Origin of the sequence: Polaribacter marinus (assembly GCF_022662535.1) — a bacterium.
GTDB classification, from domain to species: Bacteria; Bacteroidota; Bacteroidia; order Flavobacteriales; family Flavobacteriaceae; genus Polaribacter; species Polaribacter marinus.
Genome location: NZ_JAKQYM010000004.1, coordinates 243,952 through 261,981, shown reverse-complemented (window position 1 = coordinate 261,981; position 18,030 = coordinate 243,952). Strand labels below are relative to the sequence as shown.

22 protein-coding genes and 1 tRNA gene are annotated in these 18,030 nt (G+C 28.6%); 13 read left to right on the top strand and 10 right to left on the bottom strand.

The window, feature by feature from the left end; genetic code table 11:
• Positions 1–99: 99 nt before the first annotated feature.
• The 4 genes from MC378_RS07900 (at position 100) to MC378_RS07885 (ending at position 3,371) form a co-directional block, all read left to right on the top strand.
• Positions 100–2,013 (top strand): CocE/NonD family hydrolase, encoded by a 1,914-nt coding sequence (locus tag MC378_RS07900; protein ID WP_242178215.1) that lies wholly within the window; start codon positions 100–102, stop codon positions 2,011–2,013.
• 35 nt (positions 2,014–2,048) lie between these two features.
• Positions 2,049–2,213 (top strand): C1orf53 family protein, encoded by a 165-nt coding sequence (locus MC378_RS07895; RefSeq protein WP_242178214.1) that lies wholly within the window; start codon positions 2,049–2,051, stop codon positions 2,211–2,213.
• 55 nt (positions 2,214–2,268) lie between these two features.
• Positions 2,269–2,979 (top strand): DUF4197 domain-containing protein, encoded by a 711-nt coding sequence (locus MC378_RS07890; protein WP_242178213.1) that lies wholly within the window; start codon positions 2,269–2,271, stop codon positions 2,977–2,979.
• A gap of 203 nt (positions 2,980–3,182) precedes the next feature.
• Positions 3,183–3,371 carry a hypothetical protein gene (locus MC378_RS07885; RefSeq protein ID WP_242178212.1) on the top strand — a complete coding sequence of 63 codons (189 nt, stop codon included), beginning with the start codon at positions 3,183–3,185 and terminating at the stop codon, positions 3,369–3,371.
• Positions 3,372–3,385: 14 nt separating this feature from the next.
• On the opposite strand, the gene MC378_RS07880 is transcribed toward MC378_RS07885, so the two are convergent.
• Together MC378_RS07880 and pyrF are read right to left on the bottom strand one after the other, a co-directional pair.
• Positions 3,386–4,171: an ABC transporter substrate-binding protein gene (locus tag MC378_RS07880; RefSeq protein WP_242178211.1), complete on the bottom strand. Its 786-nt coding sequence runs from the start codon at positions 4,169–4,171 to the stop codon at positions 3,386–3,388.
• A gap of 4 nt (positions 4,172–4,175) precedes the next feature.
• Positions 4,176–4,991 (bottom strand): orotidine-5'-phosphate decarboxylase, encoded by an 816-nt coding sequence (gene pyrF / locus MC378_RS07875; RefSeq protein WP_242178210.1) that lies wholly within the window; start codon positions 4,989–4,991, stop codon positions 4,176–4,178.
• Between the two features lie 109 nt (positions 4,992–5,100).
• Between pyrF and MC378_RS07870 the strand changes: the two genes are divergently transcribed.
• The 7 genes from MC378_RS07870 (at position 5,101) to MC378_RS07840 (ending at position 11,072) form a co-directional block, all read left to right on the top strand.
• Positions 5,101–5,592: a TlpA family protein disulfide reductase gene (locus MC378_RS07870; RefSeq protein ID WP_242178209.1), complete on the top strand. Its 492-nt coding sequence runs from the start codon at positions 5,101–5,103 to the stop codon at positions 5,590–5,592.
• An 88-nt stretch (positions 5,593–5,680) separates the two neighbouring features.
• Positions 5,681–6,439 carry a triose-phosphate isomerase gene (gene tpiA / locus MC378_RS07865; RefSeq protein ID WP_242178208.1) on the top strand — a complete coding sequence of 253 codons (759 nt, stop codon included), beginning with the start codon at positions 5,681–5,683 and terminating at the stop codon, positions 6,437–6,439.
• A 79-nt stretch (positions 6,440–6,518) separates the two neighbouring features.
• Positions 6,519–7,355, top strand: a complete 837-nt coding sequence (gene prmA, locus MC378_RS07860; protein ID WP_242178207.1) for a 50S ribosomal protein L11 methyltransferase — start codon at positions 6,519–6,521, stop codon at positions 7,353–7,355.
• Between the two features lie 22 nt (positions 7,356–7,377).
• Positions 7,378–7,653, top strand: a complete 276-nt coding sequence (locus MC378_RS07855) for an ATP-dependent Clp protease adaptor ClpS (RefSeq protein WP_242178206.1) — start codon at positions 7,378–7,380, stop codon at positions 7,651–7,653.
• A 3-nt stretch (positions 7,654–7,656) separates the two neighbouring features.
• Positions 7,657–7,929, top strand: coding sequence for a hypothetical protein (locus MC378_RS07850; protein ID WP_242178205.1), 273 nt, complete (start codon positions 7,657–7,659; stop codon positions 7,927–7,929).
• An 84-nt stretch (positions 7,930–8,013) separates the two neighbouring features.
• On the top strand, positions 8,014–8,205 hold the full coding sequence (locus MC378_RS07845) for a PID-CTERM protein-sorting domain-containing protein (protein ID WP_242178204.1): 192 nt from the start codon (positions 8,014–8,016) through the stop codon (positions 8,203–8,205).
• 359 nt (positions 8,206–8,564) lie between these two features.
• Positions 8,565–11,072 (top strand): cation-translocating P-type ATPase, encoded by a 2,508-nt coding sequence (locus MC378_RS07840; protein ID WP_242178203.1) that lies wholly within the window; start codon positions 8,565–8,567, stop codon positions 11,070–11,072.
• A 76-nt stretch (positions 11,073–11,148) separates the two neighbouring features.
• On the opposite strand, the gene MC378_RS07835 is transcribed toward MC378_RS07840, so the two are convergent.
• The 3 genes from MC378_RS07835 to MC378_RS07825 form a co-directional block, all read right to left on the bottom strand.
• Positions 11,149–11,225 (bottom strand) — tRNA-Arg (locus MC378_RS07835).
• A 57-nt stretch (positions 11,226–11,282) separates the two neighbouring features.
• A complete protein-coding gene (locus MC378_RS07830) occupies positions 11,283–11,513 on the bottom strand; it encodes a putative signal transducing protein (RefSeq protein ID WP_242178202.1) in 231 nt (76 codons plus the stop codon).
• Between the two features lie 11 nt (positions 11,514–11,524).
• The gene (locus tag MC378_RS07825) at positions 11,525–11,677 is read right to left on the bottom strand and encodes an SsrA-binding protein (protein WP_242178201.1); all 153 of its coding nucleotides are present in this window, start codon (positions 11,675–11,677) and stop codon (positions 11,525–11,527) included.
• A gap of 549 nt (positions 11,678–12,226) precedes the next feature.
• Here MC378_RS07825 and MC378_RS07820 point away from each other — a divergent pair.
• On the top strand, positions 12,227–13,159 hold the full coding sequence (locus MC378_RS07820) for a calcium/sodium antiporter (protein ID WP_242178200.1): 933 nt from the start codon (positions 12,227–12,229) through the stop codon (positions 13,157–13,159).
• Positions 13,160–13,194: 35 nt separating this feature from the next.
• Here MC378_RS07820 and MC378_RS07815 read toward each other — a convergent pair whose 3' ends face one another.
• Positions 13,195–14,403: an MFS transporter gene (locus MC378_RS07815; RefSeq protein ID WP_242178199.1), complete on the bottom strand. Its 1,209-nt coding sequence runs from the start codon at positions 14,401–14,403 to the stop codon at positions 13,195–13,197.
• A 310-nt stretch (positions 14,404–14,713) separates the two neighbouring features.
• On the opposite strand from MC378_RS07815, the gene MC378_RS07810 reads away from it, so the two are divergent.
• Positions 14,714–15,328, top strand: a complete 615-nt coding sequence (locus MC378_RS07810; RefSeq protein WP_242178198.1) for a DUF1684 domain-containing protein — start codon at positions 14,714–14,716, stop codon at positions 15,326–15,328.
• A 9-nt stretch (positions 15,329–15,337) separates the two neighbouring features.
• Here MC378_RS07810 and MC378_RS07805 read toward each other — a convergent pair whose 3' ends face one another.
• The 4 genes from MC378_RS07805 to MC378_RS07790 are packed head-to-tail and all read right to left on the bottom strand — an operon-like array spanning position 15,338 to position 17,956.
• A complete protein-coding gene (locus tag MC378_RS07805) occupies positions 15,338–16,039 on the bottom strand; it encodes a crotonase/enoyl-CoA hydratase family protein (protein WP_242178197.1) in 702 nt (233 codons plus the stop codon).
• A 9-nt stretch (positions 16,040–16,048) separates the two neighbouring features.
• Positions 16,049–16,420 carry a fluoride efflux transporter CrcB gene (gene crcB / locus MC378_RS07800; RefSeq protein ID WP_242178196.1) on the bottom strand — a complete coding sequence of 124 codons (372 nt, stop codon included), beginning with the start codon at positions 16,418–16,420 and terminating at the stop codon, positions 16,049–16,051.
• Positions 16,420–17,382, bottom strand: coding sequence for a BT_3928 family protein (locus MC378_RS07795; protein ID WP_242178195.1), 963 nt, complete (start codon positions 17,380–17,382; stop codon positions 16,420–16,422). Before MC378_RS07795 ends, crcB begins: the two co-directional genes overlap by 1 nt.
• Before the next feature lie 37 nt (positions 17,383–17,419).
• Positions 17,420–17,956, bottom strand: coding sequence for a DUF1599 domain-containing protein (locus MC378_RS07790; protein ID WP_242178194.1), 537 nt, complete (start codon positions 17,954–17,956; stop codon positions 17,420–17,422).
• Between the last annotated feature and the right edge of the window lie 74 nt (positions 17,957–18,030).

Here is an 18,030-nt window from a genome sequence, read left to right as displayed (position 1 = left end):
TTATAAAATTTAAAAGTATTCAAAATCAATTTAATAGTTGATTTTTTCATCAACTCTTTTTTGTTTCGTAATTTTATCCAAAACTAATCCAATTTTAACATGAGAAAATTTATCCTATTAACAATCTTTAGTCTATTTCTTTTTAGTTCTTGTAATCCTACCAAAGAAAAAGAACCTCAAAAAGATACTTTTGTTGCAGATAATTATACAAAAAAAGAAGTAGATATTACAATGAGAGATGGTGTAAAATTACATACAACCATTTATTCTCCTAAAGACACTAGTAAAAAATATCCTATTTTAATGCAAAGAACACCTTATAGTTCTGCACCATATGGAGAAGGAAAAATGAAACGTAAAATTGGACCAAACGTTCATTTAATGAAAGAATTAAATATTGTGGTGTATCAAGATGTACGTGGTCGTTGGATGAGTGAAGGTGTTTATGATAATATGCGCGCATATATCCCTAACAAAACAGCAAAGCAATCTGATGAAGTTTCAGATACCTATGACACTATTGATTGGTTGGTAAAAAATGTAGAAAACAATAATGGAAACGTAGGTACTTGGGGAATTTCTTATCCTGGTCATTACGCAACAGTTTCTACAATTGACGCACATCCAGCATTAAAAGCAGCTTCACCTCAAGCTAGTATTGGAGATTTTTTCTTTGATGATTTTCATCATAATGGTGCTTTTATGTTAAGTTATTTTAGAGCCATTTCATTATTTGGAACCTACAAAGACACACCAACTGATTCTGCTTGGTATTCATTTCCAAAAATGGATTCTAAAGATCAATACCAATTTTTCTTAGATAAAGGACCTCTAAAAAACCTAAACAAGTATTTTCAGTACGATAAATTAGATGTCAAAACTTCAGAAAATAAAGATAGAATTGACGATTTTTTCTGGAAAGAAATAGTAGAACACCCAAATTATGATGAAAACTGGAAAAGTAAAGGAATTATACAACATATGAATAGAGTTCCATCTACAGTAGCAACTATGGTTGTTGCGGGTGAGTTTGACGCAGAAGATTTATACGGCCCTTTAGAAACTTATAAAGGAATAGAAAAATATGGAAAAGGAAATTATAATACATTAGTTTTTGGCCCTTGGGATCATGGAAAATGGGCAAGAAACACGGTTAAAAATTATGTAGGTAATTATTATTTTGGAGATTCTATTTCATTAAAGTTTCAATCGGATGTAGAAACAAAATTCTTTAATCACTTCTTAAAAGGAAATGGAGACAAAAACTCCGGTTTACCAGAAGCCTATGTTTTTGATACTGGTAAAAAAGAATGGAAATCTTATGATACTTGGCCGCCTAAAAATGCGGTAAAACAAGATTGGTTTTTATCAGAAAATCAAGAGTTAACTTCTACCAAAAAATCAACAAAAGGAATACAGTTTATTAGTGACATAAAACATCCTGTACCTTATTCTGAAGATATTAAAACTGTTTTTACGCCAAGAAAATACATGACGGACGACCAACGTTTTGCAGCAAGAAGACCTGATGTATTAGTTTTTGAAACGGATGTTTTAACGGAAGATTTTACATTAGCTGGGGACATTTTAGCAAAATTAAAAGTAGCTACTACAGGTTCTGCCGCAGATTGGATTGTAAAAGTAATTGATGTACATCCTGATAATGTAAAAGAAGATAATAAAGAATTACAAGATCATTTAAAAATGAGTAATTATCATTTAATGGTAAGAAGCGAAGTTTTACGTGGACGATTTAGAAATAGTTTTGAGTTTCCAGAACCATTTACCCCAAATAAAAAAACAAATGTTAATATAAAATTACAAGATGTATTTCATACTTTTAAAAAAGGACACAAAGTACAAATTCAAGTGCAAAGCACATGGTTTCCTTTAATCGATTTGAATCCACAGACTTATGTAGATAATATCTACAAAGCAGATAAAAAAGATTTTAAAACACAAACCCATACTGTATTTACAGATTCTAGTATTGAATTTTCTGTATTAAAATAATAATCATTATAAATTATTAACCCTATTTTTGCAAGATGTTTAAACCAAGAATAGAATTAGAAAAAGATGATTTTTACTTGAATGAACAAGGCTACAAAGTCTTTACAGAGAAATATCACTTAAAAAGAGGCTATTGCTGTAAAAGTGGATGTAAACATTGCCCTTATGGGTACAATAAAAAAACAGATACTTTTAAATAAAAAAGTGACTTTTTTCTAAAAAGAGTTTCATAACAATAGAATAAAAATTTATAAAATGATCAAAAAAATTTTAGTACTTGTAATTGCAATTCAATTTATTGGTTGTGCAGAATTACAGAAAGCAGTTAACAACCTACCAAATGGAGGGGACTTATCTCAAGAACAAATAGGAAATGGTTTAAAACAAGCTTTAGATAACGGAATTAAAAATCAAGTTTCTAAACTTACTTCTAAAGATGGTTTTTACAAAAATCAATTAGTAAAAATATTATTACCAGAAGAATTACAAGCCGTAGATAAAGGTTTACGTAGAATCGGTTTAGGTAATTTAGCTGATGAAGGTATTAAAGTTTTAAACAGAGCTGCAGAAGATGCTGTAAAAACAGCAACTCCTATTTTTGTAAGTGCTATAAAAGACATCACTTTTACTGATGCAAAAAATATTTTATTAGGAGAACAAAATGCCGCAACTAGTTATTTAGAGACAAAAACAACAGAAAGTTTATATAGTAGTTTTAGTCCTGTAATAAACAACTCTTTTGCTAAAGTTGGAGCAGATAAAGTTTGGACCAACTTAATTTCAAAATACAATTCTATTCCGTTTGTAAAAAAAGTAAACCCAGACTTAACTAGCTATGTAACTACACAAGCATTAAAAGGTGTCTTTACAATGATAGAAGTAGAAGAAAAAGGAATCAGAGAAAAAGTTGGCTTACGAAATACTGCTTTACTTAAACAAGTATTTGCTTTACAAGACAAAATCTAATTCCAAAAAAATATCTTTTTTTTTTAAAATCCCTGTATCAACAAATACAGGGATTTTTTATTTGATGTTTATCCTTTTTTTATTTAAAATACTATAAGGTATTTAAACTTACTTATAACAAACTCCTAAAATTCAATAATTTATATATATTTTTTAAATTTTATTTAAATATTTACGTATATTTAAATGCTTATAACTTTAATATGCTACGTTTAAATCAACTACATAGGTATAGAAAACACTTAGAAGAAAGACATAATAGACTTTTAGAGAAATCTAATGACTATAAGTTTATTGATGAATCTATTAGTGATAGAGCTGCGTATAAAGCAATGAAAATTTTAGAAAAAATTAATCGGGTAAATTATTTAGACAGAGAAATAAGTATTTAATCGTATTTTTTTCTTTAATCATGTAAGCTTTTAAAATAATTAAAAGCTTTTAACAATCTACTCCCGTACCAAGAAAACATTTCTCCATCTACCAAAATTATCTTTGCTTTTTCAAATTGACCCTGTAACTCTATAATGTCTTTTTCTTTAAAAGGATATGGCTCTGAAGATAAAAAAATAGTTCCTAAGTCCCTTTCCTTTAGCAATTCATCTAAATTAATTTCAGGATATCTTGAATGATTTTTATAGAAGTTATCAAACTTATTTAAACCTAGAATATGATTAATAAAAGTATTATTTGCTGCAACCATCCAAGGATTTTTCCAAATAAAATAAGCAACCTTTTCTATCTTTTTATCTTTTACAAATTGCTCAAAATTATTTAATTCTTTTTGTAGTTTTTTTTGAATTATAAAAGATTTAGCGCTGCAATTTAATATTTCTCCATAATGTCTAGTCAATTCTAAGACATCTTCAATTGTATAAATATCCGAAACATGTGTGGGTGCAATTTGCATACAAAATTCAACAATTTCTTTTGTATTCTCTTCTTTATTACAAAGAATAATATCTGGTTGCAACTCTTTTATTTTTTGAAGATGGATATTTTTTGTTCCACCAACAATGGTTTTTTCTTGTTTTAAATCAACAGGATGCACACAAAACTTTGTAATACCAACAATATTTTTTTCCAAGCCTAAATCAACCAATAATTCTGTTTGACTTGGTACTAAAGAAATAATTCTTTGTGGTATTTTTAACAACTCTAACGTATTTCCAATCTGATCTTGGAATTTCATCAACCTATTGTATTAAAAAGTTTTCCATTTGTTGTTGTAACTGTAATGCTTTCTTTGCCGCTTCGTTTGCAAAATGCTCATTTTTAGAAGCATAAATAATTCCGCGTGATGAATTAATTAACAAACCAATATTTTCTGATAAACCATATTTACAAACATCTTGTAAATTTCCTCCTTGCGCTCCAACTCCTGGTACTAATAAAAATGAAGTTGGAATTATCTTTCTAATTTCTGCAAAATATTCTGCTTTAGTAGCTCCTACAACATACATTAAATTTTTACTATTTTCCCAAGACTTTGACGTATTTAAAACTTGTTTGTACAACTCTTTTCCCTCAACCTTTTTTGTTTGAAAATCAAAAGCTCCTTCATTAGAAGTAAGTGCTAACATTATAGTATGTTTATCCTTAAAAGCTAAAAAAGGTTCAACGGAATCTTTCCCCATATAAGGAGCAACAGTAACAGCATCAAATGCTAAATCTTCAAAAAAAGCTTTCGCATACATAGTAGATGTATTCCCAATATCACCACGTTTTGCATCAGCAATCGTAAAAATATCTGGATATTTATCATTTAAATAATTGATAGTTTTTTCTAGAGATTTCCAACCTTTTATCCCATAAGCTTCATAAAAAGCTGTATTAGGTTTATAAGCAACACATAAATGATGGGTAGCATCTATAATAGCCTTATTAAAGGAAAAAATAGGATCTTCTTCTTTCAATAAATGCTTTGGAATTTTGTTTAAATCTACATCTAAACCAATGCATAAAAAAGATTTTTTTTTTCGAATTTGAAATTCTAGTTGTTCTGTTGTCATCTGTTGTATAAAAGTTTCACAAAAGTACTTAATTTGTCTTTTATTTGTAGCCCCATTTTGTAAGTATTAATTTTAAAGAAGGACAAAACAGATATCTTATCATTCTATTATGAAAAAAATAATTATTGTATTTCTCGTTTTTTTATCAAGCTGTACTTTTGAAACTCCTACCCAATTTTCAGAAAAAGCTTTAAATGATAAAGTTACTTCTTTAAATGGAACTCAATCTACATTTAAAGAAATCATCAATCAATACAAAGGAAAAAAAGTACTGATAGATGTTTGGGCATCTTGGTGTGCAGATTGTTTTAAAAGTTTACCAAAAGTTAAGCAGTTGCAAAAAGATTTTCCAGATGTTGTTTATTTATTTTTATCTGTTGATGAAAAAAGCACTTCATGGAAAAGAGCCATACAAAGATTTAAAATAGAAGGAGAACATTACAACTTTCCAAAAGGGATGAAAAATGGAGATTTTGTAGATTTTATAAATTTAAATTGGATTCCAAGATATATTGTTGTTGATGAAAATGGTGGAATAAAACTATTTAAAGCAACAAAATCTTCTGACAAAAGAATTGTAGAAGCACTAAATAGTAAATAAATACATCGTTTTAGTAAGTATTTCTTTTTCTAAACCATAATTTATTTTCCATTTCATAAATTTACAACATCAATAAAAGTTTAGAAACATGAGACAAAAAATAGTAGCAGGTAACTGGAAAATGAATAATGATAAGAAAGAAACTACAAAACTTATCAAAGAAATTAAAAAATCTATTAAAATTTTACCGTTAAAAAACACTCGAGTTATTGTAGCTCCAACCTTTGTAAACCTTTCTTCTGCTGTAAAAAAAGCTAAAAAATCTAAAGTTGAAGTTGTTGCACAAAACATGCACCAAGCAAAAAGTGGTGCTTTTACAGGAGAAATTTCTGCCAACATGTTAAAATCAATTGGCATTAAAACCGTTATTTTAGGTCACTCAGAAAGAAGAACTTATTTTGGAGAAACAGATAGTATTCTTGCAGAAAAAGTAAATTCCGCTTTAGAAAATAAATTAGAAACTATTTTTTGCTTTGGAGAGTTATTAGAAGATAGAAAATCTGAAAATCATTTTAAAGTTGTTGAAAATCAATTAAAAAATGGATTATTTCACTTAGAAGCTACAGCATGGAAAAACATCATTTTAGCTTACGAACCTGTTTGGGCCATTGGTACAGGAGAAACTGCAAGTCCAGAGCAAGCTCAAGAAATGCATGCTTTTATTAGAAAAATAATTGAAGATAAATACAATAAAGAGGTAGCAGAAAATGTGTCTATCTTATACGGGGGTAGCGTAAAACCTGCAAACGCTGAAGAAATTTTCTCTAAACCAGATGTAGACGGTGGCTTAATTGGAGGTGCTGCTTTAAAAGCTGAAGATTTTACAGCAATTATAAAAGCAATATAATTTGTAAAACTTCTATATAAAACTAATAAATTTGCATCGAGATATTAACTCTTGATGCATTTTTTTTGAATACAATTTTATGGATAATATATATATAGAATACAATTTTACAGTTTCTCCTAAAGAACCTACAACAGAAATATTAATTGCAGAATTAGGAGCAGTTGGTTTTGAAAGTTTTGTTGAAAATGAAAATGGCGTTACAGCTTACATCCAAAAAGAAGAATGGAATTCTTCTATTCTTGAGGGAATTTTTGTTTTAAATTCAGACGAATTTTCAATAGAATACAATCAAACAGAAGTAGAACAAACCAATTGGAATGCAGAATGGGAAAAGAATTTTACGCCTATTCAAGTTGATGATTTGATAAGTATTCGTGCACCTTTTCATGAAAATCCAAATCTAAAATATGATATTGTCATAGAACCTAAAATGAGTTTTGGTACTGGACATCATGAAACTACACACATGATGGTACAACATTTATTACAATTAGATTTAGAAAAAAAGAAAGTTTTAGATATGGGATGCGGAACAGGAATTTTAGCAATTTTTGCTGAAATGAAAGGCGCAAATCCTATTGATGCCATAGATATTGATAATTGGTGTTATGAAAATTCATTAGAAAATGTTACTCGTAATAAATGTAATAATATTTCCGTTTTCGAAGGAGACTCATCACTTTTAATCAATAAAAAATATGATGTTATTATTGCCAATATCAATAGAAACATTTTATTGATGGACATGAAAGTCTATGCAAATTGTTTAAATGAAAAAGGAATTTTATTATTAAGTGGTTTTTATCAAGAAGACATCCCTATTATAGACGCAGAAGTTTCTAAATACAATTTAAAATTAGAAACCTATATTGAAAGAAATAATTGGGTTGCGTTAAAATATAACAAAATTTAAAAATTCTTCATAAATTAGCAGTATGAGTACAAAAGAAAAAATACAGGAAGAAGTTGATGTTCTTGAAAAAGAAGTTTTTCAACATGAAATAGTTTTACATAATGATGATGTAAATACGTTTGATTTTGTTATTGATTCTTTAATAAATGTTTGTGAACATACTTTAGAACAAGCAGAACAATGTACCCTTTTAGTTCATTATAAAGGAAAATGCACCGTAAAATCTGATGAATACAAAGACCTAGAACCTAAATGTTCTAAATTGTTACAATTAGGTTTATCTGCAGAATTGGTTTAATATATGGAAAACGTTTTAAAATACTACGAATTCTCAGAATTCTTTGAAGATAAATCTAATGCTTTTTCTGGAAATGAAATCTGTTTTACAGAATTAAATGCAACTCATTTTTTGATTTTTGAGAAAAATAAGAACACATTAAACCTGTACGTTTCAAGGTTTACTCAAAAAAATGACATTGGTGTTAAACCTCCTGAAATACTAGAATTATTAGTAGAAAACTACAATAAGAGTCTACCTGCACATAGAATTGCTATTAGAAACTATTTAGGGTAGCTCAAGAAATTTCTCTTTTTTTATTTTCACAAAAACCATGTGACTTATTTATTATTTATGTGTCTTATGTACAGAGACAATAAAATGAGTCGTAAAAAAATCATAACTATAGGTATAGTAATATTAGTTCAGACAATAAGTCTGGCACAAGCTCTACCTCCTCCAGCACCTCCACCTCCTCCTCCAGGCTTACCAATAGATGGTTTTTCTGGAATATTAATTGTTATTGGTTTGTTTTACGGAATAAATAAAATACTTAAAAATAGTAGTAGTTAGTTTTATACTAAGTTTGGTTAGACGAAAAGACTTTGAACAATGTTCAAAGTCTTTTTTATTTTAATGAGAATTGGAAATTTGTTAATCAAACCACTAAAATATACAGAATTAGAAATTGACTCTTTAACATATTTTTTTTAAAAGAAAATTACCATAGTTAATAAAGATGATTTGTTTTTAATTCTAAAACATTTACTCCATAAACCTTATTTAAAAAAATTAAATGAACTTTCAATCTGTAAATTATTCACTAACTTTAGTGCATAAGTACATCATTCTTACACAAATATTTCGGCTTAAAAACAGATCCAACAACACTAACTCTAGACTGACACATTATAGTCAAAGAACTTTTAACAATGCCTACAAATAATTTCAATATAAACGGACTGACTACTCAACAAGTAATTGACGCTAGGAAAAAGTACGGTAAAAACACTTTAGACTACAAGAAAGAAAACAATGTAATTGATGCTATCAAAAGTTTAGCGAAAGAACCAATGGTTATTCTTTTATTTGCTGCGTCCCTTATTTATTTGATAAGTGGTAAAACAGGAGATGCTATCTTTCTTGCATCTGCCATCATTCTTGTATCTATTATATCATTATATCAAGATTCAAGAAGCAGAAATGCTTTGCAAAAACTAAAAACACTCTCTCAACCTAATTGTAAGGTCATTAGAAATAGAGAGGTAGTAGATATTAAAAGTGAAGATTTGGTTGTTGGAGATAGCTTAATCGTAGAAGAAGGAACTTCAATTACTGCCGATGGAATCATTGTTCATTCAAATGATTTTTCTGTCAATGAATCTATTTTAACAGGAGAATCTCTATCTGTTTTTAAAGACAAAGACAAAAATGACAATCTGATTTTTACAGGTACAACCGTTGCCAGTGGTTTAGCCATTGCTACCATTACTCATATTGGTAACAAAACAAAATTAGGTAAAATTGGCAAAAGCCTAGAAAATATTAAAGAGGAAAAAATACCTCTAGAAATACAGATAACCAACTTTGTAAAAACAATGGTTATTGCAGGCGCAATTGTTTTTTTAGTGGTTTGGGCAATCAATTATTTTAGATCATATGACTTATTAGATAGTTTACTTAAAGCCCTAACTTTAGCAATGAGTATTTTGCCTGAAGAAATTCCAATGGCATTTACCTCATTTATGGCAATTGGAGCTTGGAGACTTATGAAAATGGGTGTTGTGGTAAAACAAATGAAAACGGTAGAAACCCTAGGCAGTGCAACTGTAATCTGCACAGACAAAACAGGAACCATTACAGAAAACAAAATGAGTTTAGCTAAATTATTTACGCTTGACTCAAAAAGAATTGTATCTCCTGAAGAAGCTAATGAACATGAAATAGAATTGATATCAATAGCTATGTGGGCTAGTGAACCCATTCCTTTTGATGCTATGGAAATATCGTTACATCAAGCTTACGAAGAGCTACATAAAACAGATGAACGCCCTAACTTTAAGTTAATTCACGAGTATCCTCTAAGTGGAAAGCCACCTATGATGACCCACATTTTTGAAAATAGTTCAGGAAAAAAAATTATAGCAGCTAAAGGAGCACCAGAAGCTTTAATTGCAATTTCTAATTTAACTGAATCCGAAAAAGATGAAATAAAGAAAGCGGTTCAAACCATTACAAGTAAAGGATACAGAGTTTTAGGTGTGGGGCAAAGTGATTTTAAAGAAAGTGATTTTCCTAAAACACAACAAGAATTTAAATTCAATTTTAAAGGAATCATTGCCTTTTATGACCCTCCAAAAAAAAATATTAATAAAGTATTTAATGATTTTTATGACGCTGGAATTTTAATAAAAATCATTACTGGAGATAATGCAGCAACAACCACAGCTATTGCTAAGCAAATTGGTTTTAGAGGATTTGAAAAAAGTATTACTGGAGATGAGTTGATGAAATTATCAGAAAAAGAACTGAAAGAAAATGTTATGAGCATAAATATTTTCACAAGAATGTTTCCTGAAGCAAAACTAAAAATCATCAATGCTTTAAAAGCAAATAATCAAATTGTAGCTATGACAGGGGATGGTGTAAATGATGGTCCAGCATTAAAAGCTTCTCATATTGGGATTGCTATGGGAAAGAAAGGTACAGAAATAGCAAAACAATCGGCTTCACTTATATTAATGGAAGATGATTTATCAAAAATGGTCGATGCGATAGGCATGGGTAGAAAAATTTACACTAATTTAAAAAAAGCTATTCAGTATGTTATATCCATTCACATCCCAATTATTCTTACTGTTTTTATTCCACTTACAATGGGATGGATTTATCCAAATATTCTTTCTCCAGTGCACATTATATTTTTAGAATTAATCATGGGGCCCACTTGTTCAATCATCTTTGAGAATGAGCCAATGGAAAAAAATACAATGTCCCAAAAACCTCGGCCTTTTACCTCTACTTTTTTTAATTGGAAAGAATTGATTACAAGTATTATTCAAGGATTGGCAATTACGGTTGGAACTTTAACAATTTATCAATATTCGGTTTATATGGTCTATAATGAAGCCCTAACAAGAACCTTAATATTTACTGTATTAATTACAGCAAATATTTTTTTAACATTGGTAAACCGATCATTTTATTATTCAATTTTAACCACTTTAAAATACAAAAACAAACTAGTCCCACTCATCATTTCAATCACAATTTTCATTACAGCACTGATCTTATTTGTTCCTGCTTTAAGTAATTTCTTTGAATTTGAAACACTTACTTTTTCTCAATTATCAATTAGTATTGGAGTCGGTTTTGTATCAATAATTTGGTATGAATTCGTAAAATTAAAAACAAGAAAATTAAGCAAAAAACAACCTTAATTCTGAAAACTAGGAAAATCGTATGTAAATGAAAAAACCAGTAATTTCCAAAAGTGTTGGAAAGTACTGGTTTTATTGGTGACCATGCTAGGATTCAAACCTAGAACCTCTTGAGCCGTAATCAAGTGCGCTATTCAGTTGCGCCACATGGCCTTTTTGCGGGTGCAAATATAATGTCATTTTTTTAAACTAGAAAATCTATTCTAATTTTTATGCATTTATTTTTTCTTTATAAGCTTCAATTATAGGTTTAGCTTTTTCTAAATCAGAATCTAAAATAAATAATTGTATTGTTTGCCCTAAGGTTCCAAAACCTGTTAGCTTACCCGAATTGATAGGATCTTTAATAATACATGCAATATTAACTTCTTCTAATAAAGATTTTAATCCATTAGTTAAAATAGAAGATCCTGAAAATACTTTTATATGTTCATTGGTCATAATTTTTAGTTTTATTTGAGTGAATTTATTGTTACAAAAGCTCTCCATCCAATAATTGCTAATTGAACCTTAGTTGCTTTAGAAATATCTAATTGTTTTTTTGTAAAAGATGGAAGCAATAATTTATTCATTTTTGCTAATACTTTAAAAACTTGCTTTTTCATTATCTTTAGATTGATTATCAAATTTAATGAAAATAAACAACTCACTTAAAGTAAGTTGTTTTAATTAAAATCTACACTAATAAATAATTCAAGTAAAACTAGCGTAGGTTTGGTTTTTAAGTTGATTAAAATAAAATAATAAAAATAATATCTGAAATAATTTTAATAGTTTTTAGTACAATTGTTATCATAGTAAATAGTTTTAAAGGTTAGTAAAATTGATGAATTCCGGAATTGTTTTATCAATATATGAGATTTAAAACAAGTCAACCAAGTATTTTAGAATAAATTATTCAATTTAATTTTACATTTAAAACAAAAAAAACATTTATCATTATAATATAAAACCAATTACCTTTAAAATAAGTTGTAATTTATAACCAAAAATACAATTAAAACTTAAAAACTATTAGAGAGTAAAGGGTGTTTTTATTAATTTAATAAAAAGTAAAGGAAAATTCATGCCATAAAAGTTTGTTTTAGGGCTTTTTATCTTTTTCACTTCTTCATAAAGTGATAAAAATGTATCTTCGCTCAAAATTAAAATTCATGAACTTTCTACTAATAATTGGTGGTTTAATTTTATTAATTTTAGGAGGAAATTGGCTCCTAAAATCTGCGGTAGCCTTATCTTTAAAACTAGAAATCCCTAAGATTGTAATTGGAATGACAGTGGTTTCTTTTGCTACTTCTGCACCAGAGCTTATTGTTAGTGTCAATGCCGCTTTAAGTGGCTCTTCAGATTTAGCTTTAGGAAATGTTATTGGATCTAATATCGCTAATTTAGGTTTGGTATTAGGAATTACTTTATTATTTGGAACCATGGAAGTTCAAAAAAGTTTTTATAAAACCGATTGGCCCGTAATGATAATCGCTTCCGGGTTATTATATCTATTTTTAACAGGAGATAATGTAATCGTTCAATATGAAGGAATTATTCTTTTTTCTTTATTAGTTGTCTTTTTAATATTTCTTTTACGTTTTCAAAAAACAGCAGTTATAGATGAGTTACCTGAAGATGATGTGCCTTTACCTTTATATAAAACTGTTTTGTTTTTTGTTATTGGAGGATTAGCCTTATGGGGAGGTTCGGAATTATTAATTAAGGGAGCTACCAAACTTGCACTAGACTTTGGAGTAAGTGAACGCGTTATTGCCGTAACAGTTGTATCTATAGGAACGAGTATCCCTGAGTTAGCTGCGTCTATTATAGCCGTTTTAAAGAAAGAAAAAGCTATTTCTTTAGGTAACCTAATTGGGTCTAATATCTTTAATATTTTAGCCGTTTTAGGAATTACATCAATGATTACACCTATTACCCTGGTAGACAACAGACTAATTTCTAATGATATTTTCTGGATGTTGGGAATTTCTTTTATAATCTTACCTCTTGTTTTTTTCCCCAAAGGACATCGTTTAAACTGGAAAGATGGTATTCTATTATTAATTACTTACATCGCTTTTGTTATTGTAACATTATAAAAAAAGTAAAACCTATTAAAAAATAGATTTTACTTTTATGTGTTTTTTTCTTTTTTTAATACTTTAAGTAAAATAAACAAGGTAAAGACACCTAGCAATGCTAATATCGTTATAAAGTTCCAGGTGAATTCGTAACCATATTTATCAACCATTTGCATACCAACATTATGACTAAAAATATGCGACAGAGAAAAAGCAATAGCATAAAGCGCCATATATTCTCCTTGATTTCCTTTTTTAGCTCTTTCTACTGCAAAAGCATTTGAAAAAGGAAAAGCAATCATTTCTCCAATTGTCATTAATAACATACCTATAATTAGAATTCCTACCCAAGAAGTAAAGTTTAAAACTATAAAACTTATAGCAACTAAAAATAAACCAAATGCAATTAATTTAGTTTTTGAGTTCTTCATATTTTCTAACCAATTAATCAAAGGCATTTCAAAAAGGAAGATAAAAAACCCATTAAATCCCATTAATAAACCTACTTCTAAAACAGTTAAAAGTCTTACTTCCTTATAATAAAGTGGCATTGTAGAAAAATATTGTAAAAATGTAAAACCAAAAATAAACATGGCAATAAAAAATATCCAAAAAGCTTTGTCTTTATAAGCAGAAACAGGGTTTTCAACTTTAACAACATCTAATATTTTCGCTTTCTTAGGATGTAAAACTTTTAGCAATAAAAAAGCAGCCAAAACACAAGTAATACCATCAACCCAAAATAGTCCTTGATAACCAATACCAGTAATAATAACTCCACCAATTGCTGGTCCTGCAGAAAAACCTAAATTAATTGCCAAACGAATTAAAGTAACAGAACGCGTTTTATTTTCTGGTTTGCTATACGCACTTAAAGCTACAAACATTGCAGGTCTAAATGCATCTGCAACCAACATCACTAAGAAAATTCCGGCACAAAAAGCTTCAAAAGTTTTTGCAAATTGTAGTAAGACAAAAAGAATTCCTGTTCCAAGCAAACTAACCAACATTACCTTATAATAACCAATTTTGTCTGTTAACTTTCCACCCATCCAAGTTCCTAAGACAGAACCTAAACCAAAGAATGTCATAATCCAACCAACATCTGGCAACGTAAAATTTAAACTATCTGATAGATAAATTGACAAAAACGGAATTACCATAGTGCCCGCTCTATTTATAAGTGTTATTAATGATAACCACCAAACTTCTAAAGAGAGCCCTCTAAAAGTATCTATGTAATTATGATAAAGTTTTTTCATGGTTTGTTAATTTATTTAAAAATAAAAAGTCCGACTGTGAAGTCGGACTTTTTATAATTGTTTGATTTTATATTGATATCATCAAAACATATAAACATACCGATTTTTTCGTGAAACACACGATTGTTTGGTTCTATATGTAATGATATTCCTCATTTTTAATTAATTAAGCGATAAAACTACATAAAATAATTGAATATTATATTTTTGAAGTGTAAATTTTTATCAAAAAAAAACACCTGTTACCAAACCATCTTTATTGATTTCTCTTTTTTTAAAAAAATTGCAACTAATTTTCTATTTTTGTACTATGAAAAAAATTAGTTTACTTTTTTCGTTGTTTTTGATGATCTCATGTAATTCACAAGGTAAAAGACCATTAATTGGAAAAACGGAATACCAACAAAAATTAAATGCAGAATACAAAGACGCTTCAAAATCGCCTTTAAAAAGGAAAGATTTAAAAAATTTTAAAGGACTCGATTTCTTTCCTGTAGACTCCTCTTTTATTGTCACAGCAAAATTAATAAAAACAGAGAATGCTCCAACCTTTGAAATGGCAACTACAACAAGTAGAAAACCTTTGTATAAAGAATATGGAATTTTAAATTTTACTTTAAAAGGGCAAAAATTCCAATTAACAATCTATCAAAGTCAAGATGATTTGACTGATGAAAAGTACAAAAACTACTTATTTTTACCATTTACAGATGATACTTCTGGTGAAGAATCTTATGGCGGCGGACGTTATATGGATGTAATGACTACAGATATTTCTACTGAAAATACCATTGTTTTAAACTTTAACAATACTTATAACCCTTATTGTGCATATAATGATAAATATTCTTGCCCATTAACACCTAGAAAAAATCATTTAGATATAGAAATTAAAGCTGGAGTAAAAATTTTTAAGAAGCATTAATATTAAAAACTATGCATTTATAGAAATATTGCTTTGTAAATCTAATTCAATAGCATTTTCTAAATCTTGTAAATGATGTTTCCTTACCTTTAATTTTGTTTCAGAATGTGCTTTTTTATTAAGTTTAGAAAACATTTCTGCAATTTTAATTGCTGTTGATAACAAATGTTTTTCTGGAACAATTACATCTAAAAATCCTACATCTATTGCCTGTTTAGGATTGTAAATTTCTGCATTGTTTACACTTCTATTTAAATACACTTCCGATAAGCGTGATTTTGCAATGGCAATACCTGCATTGTGCATTGTCATACCAATCATTACTTCATTTAAGCCTATTTTAAAATCACCCTCTACACCTATTCTATAATCTGCCGACAACAATAAAAAAGCTCCTTTTGCAATGGCATGACCAGAACAAGCTACAATTATGGGCTGTGGAAAAGACAACATTCTTAGTGAGAACTTAGATCCTTTTGTTACCAATTCTTTTGCTGATTCAGGTGATTCTTTCATCACTTTTAAATCAAATCCTCCAGAAAAAATCCCTGCTTTACCTGTTAAGATTACAACCTTATTTTCTTTTTCAGCTTTGTCTAAACTTGCATTTAATCCTTCAATAACCTCATGGGAAATTGCATTTGCTTTTCCGTTATTAATAGTAACAATTGCAAAATTTTCTTCTGATTGATAAGTAACCAATTTGTTCATTTTTTAATTTTAAATAAATTTAACCAAATACATCCCAGTAAAAACAGCAAGGAAACCAACAGCAAAACTTGCTATTGTATAAAATGCAAAGCTGGTAAAATCTCCCGATTTTAAAAACACATGATTTTCATAAGCAAAAGTTGAAAAAGTGGTAAAACCTCCACAAAATCCTGTTGCTAAAAGTAAAGTACTATTCTGACTTAAGGTATCATTTTTTGCAGCATAACCTAAAATGATTCCTATTAAAAAGCTTCCTAAAATATTGGCGAAAAAAGTACCATATGGAATTCCGTTTTCTGTATTATTTAACCATTTGCCAATAATAAACCGTAAAACGCTTCCAAACCCACCACCAATAAAAACAAATAGTAATTGCTTCATTATAATTTTATTTCATCAACATCTACCCAATTCCTTTTATCAACAACGGTTCCTTTATTTAAAATCAAAACCCCAGGATTTGCTCTAACTATTGTTTTAAGTGTTGTTTCATCACAAAAAAGAAACTCGAAAGGTAAATTGTATTTGTTTTGCGCAAGAATTAGTTCGTCTGCAAATGATGCCGAAACACCATACACGGTATATCCTTTTTTAATTGCTTTATTAGCTACTTCCGTAATTTTAAAAAATCCGTTTTCATCAGACTTATCTAAATTATAAACAATAACCAACATCACTTTTTCTTTAGCTAAAATTTCTGGAGCCAAATCGTTTTGAGAATCTTCTAAAACAAAATCATGCACTAGAGGAATACTTCCATCTTCGGGATATTTCATTCCTTCGGATATATTTTTACCAATTGCATAGGGTCTAAAATCAATAATTGGTAAATGCACAAGGACATAATATGTAACCAATAAAGAACTAAATATAGAAATATAGGTTATAATCGTTGGAAGTTTCCCTGCAAAAATCGGTTTAATATCTTTGATTCTAAATGTTAAGAACAAAATTAAAAGTGTTAGTAAAACATCTTTATAAAATGATTGCCAAGGTGTTAATTTAATTGCATCTCCAAAACAACCACAATCTGTAACTTTATTATAATATGCAGAATACCAAGTTAAAAATAAGAATACAATTATTAAAATGAGTAAACTAAAAATTGTTAATTTAGGTTTCCATCCAACTAAAAGAGCTATTCCTAAAACAACTTCTGCAACAATTAACAAGATTGCAAACGGTAACGTATACGGAATTAAAAATTCTATATTTAAAACCCCTTCCGAGAAATATTCTTGAAATTTATATTGAGAACCTATTGGATCGACCAATTTTACAAAGCCTGAAAAAATAAATAAGACTCCTACTATTATTCTTGAAAATTGCACTAATAACTTCATACTATTCTTGTTAAAAAAAATCAAATAAATTTATATTCTATTCTTCTAAATGAATCATCGCAAAAACAGCATAATTAATCATGTCTTGATAATTTGCATCAATCCCTTCAGAAACAATAGTTTTACCCTTATTATCTTCAATTTGTTTTACTCGTAATAATTTCTGTAAAATTAAATCTGTTAAACTAGAAACACGCATATCTCTCCAAGCTTCACCATAATCATGATTTTTATTTAGCATTAATTCTTTAGTAATTTTGCTATGTTTATCATACAAAACTGTTGCTTGTTCTGTGGTTAAATCTGGATTTGCTACAACACCATTTTCCAACTGAATTAAGGCCATAATAGAATAATTAATGATGCCAATAAATTCAGATTTCTCATCTTCATCAACTTTTCTCACCTCATTTTCTTGTAACTGACGAATTCTTTGCGCTTTTATAAAAATCTGATCTGTTAAGGATGGCAAACGTAGAATTCTCCACGCAGAACCATAATCAGACATTTTTTTAATAAATAAACTTCTACATTCATCTATAACAGCATCGTATTGTTTTGAGGTATCTTGCATTTGTATAAAAAAGTATTTCTTCAAATGTAGTAAATCTTCAAAGCATTTCATTTATTTTTACAATGAATTTATCA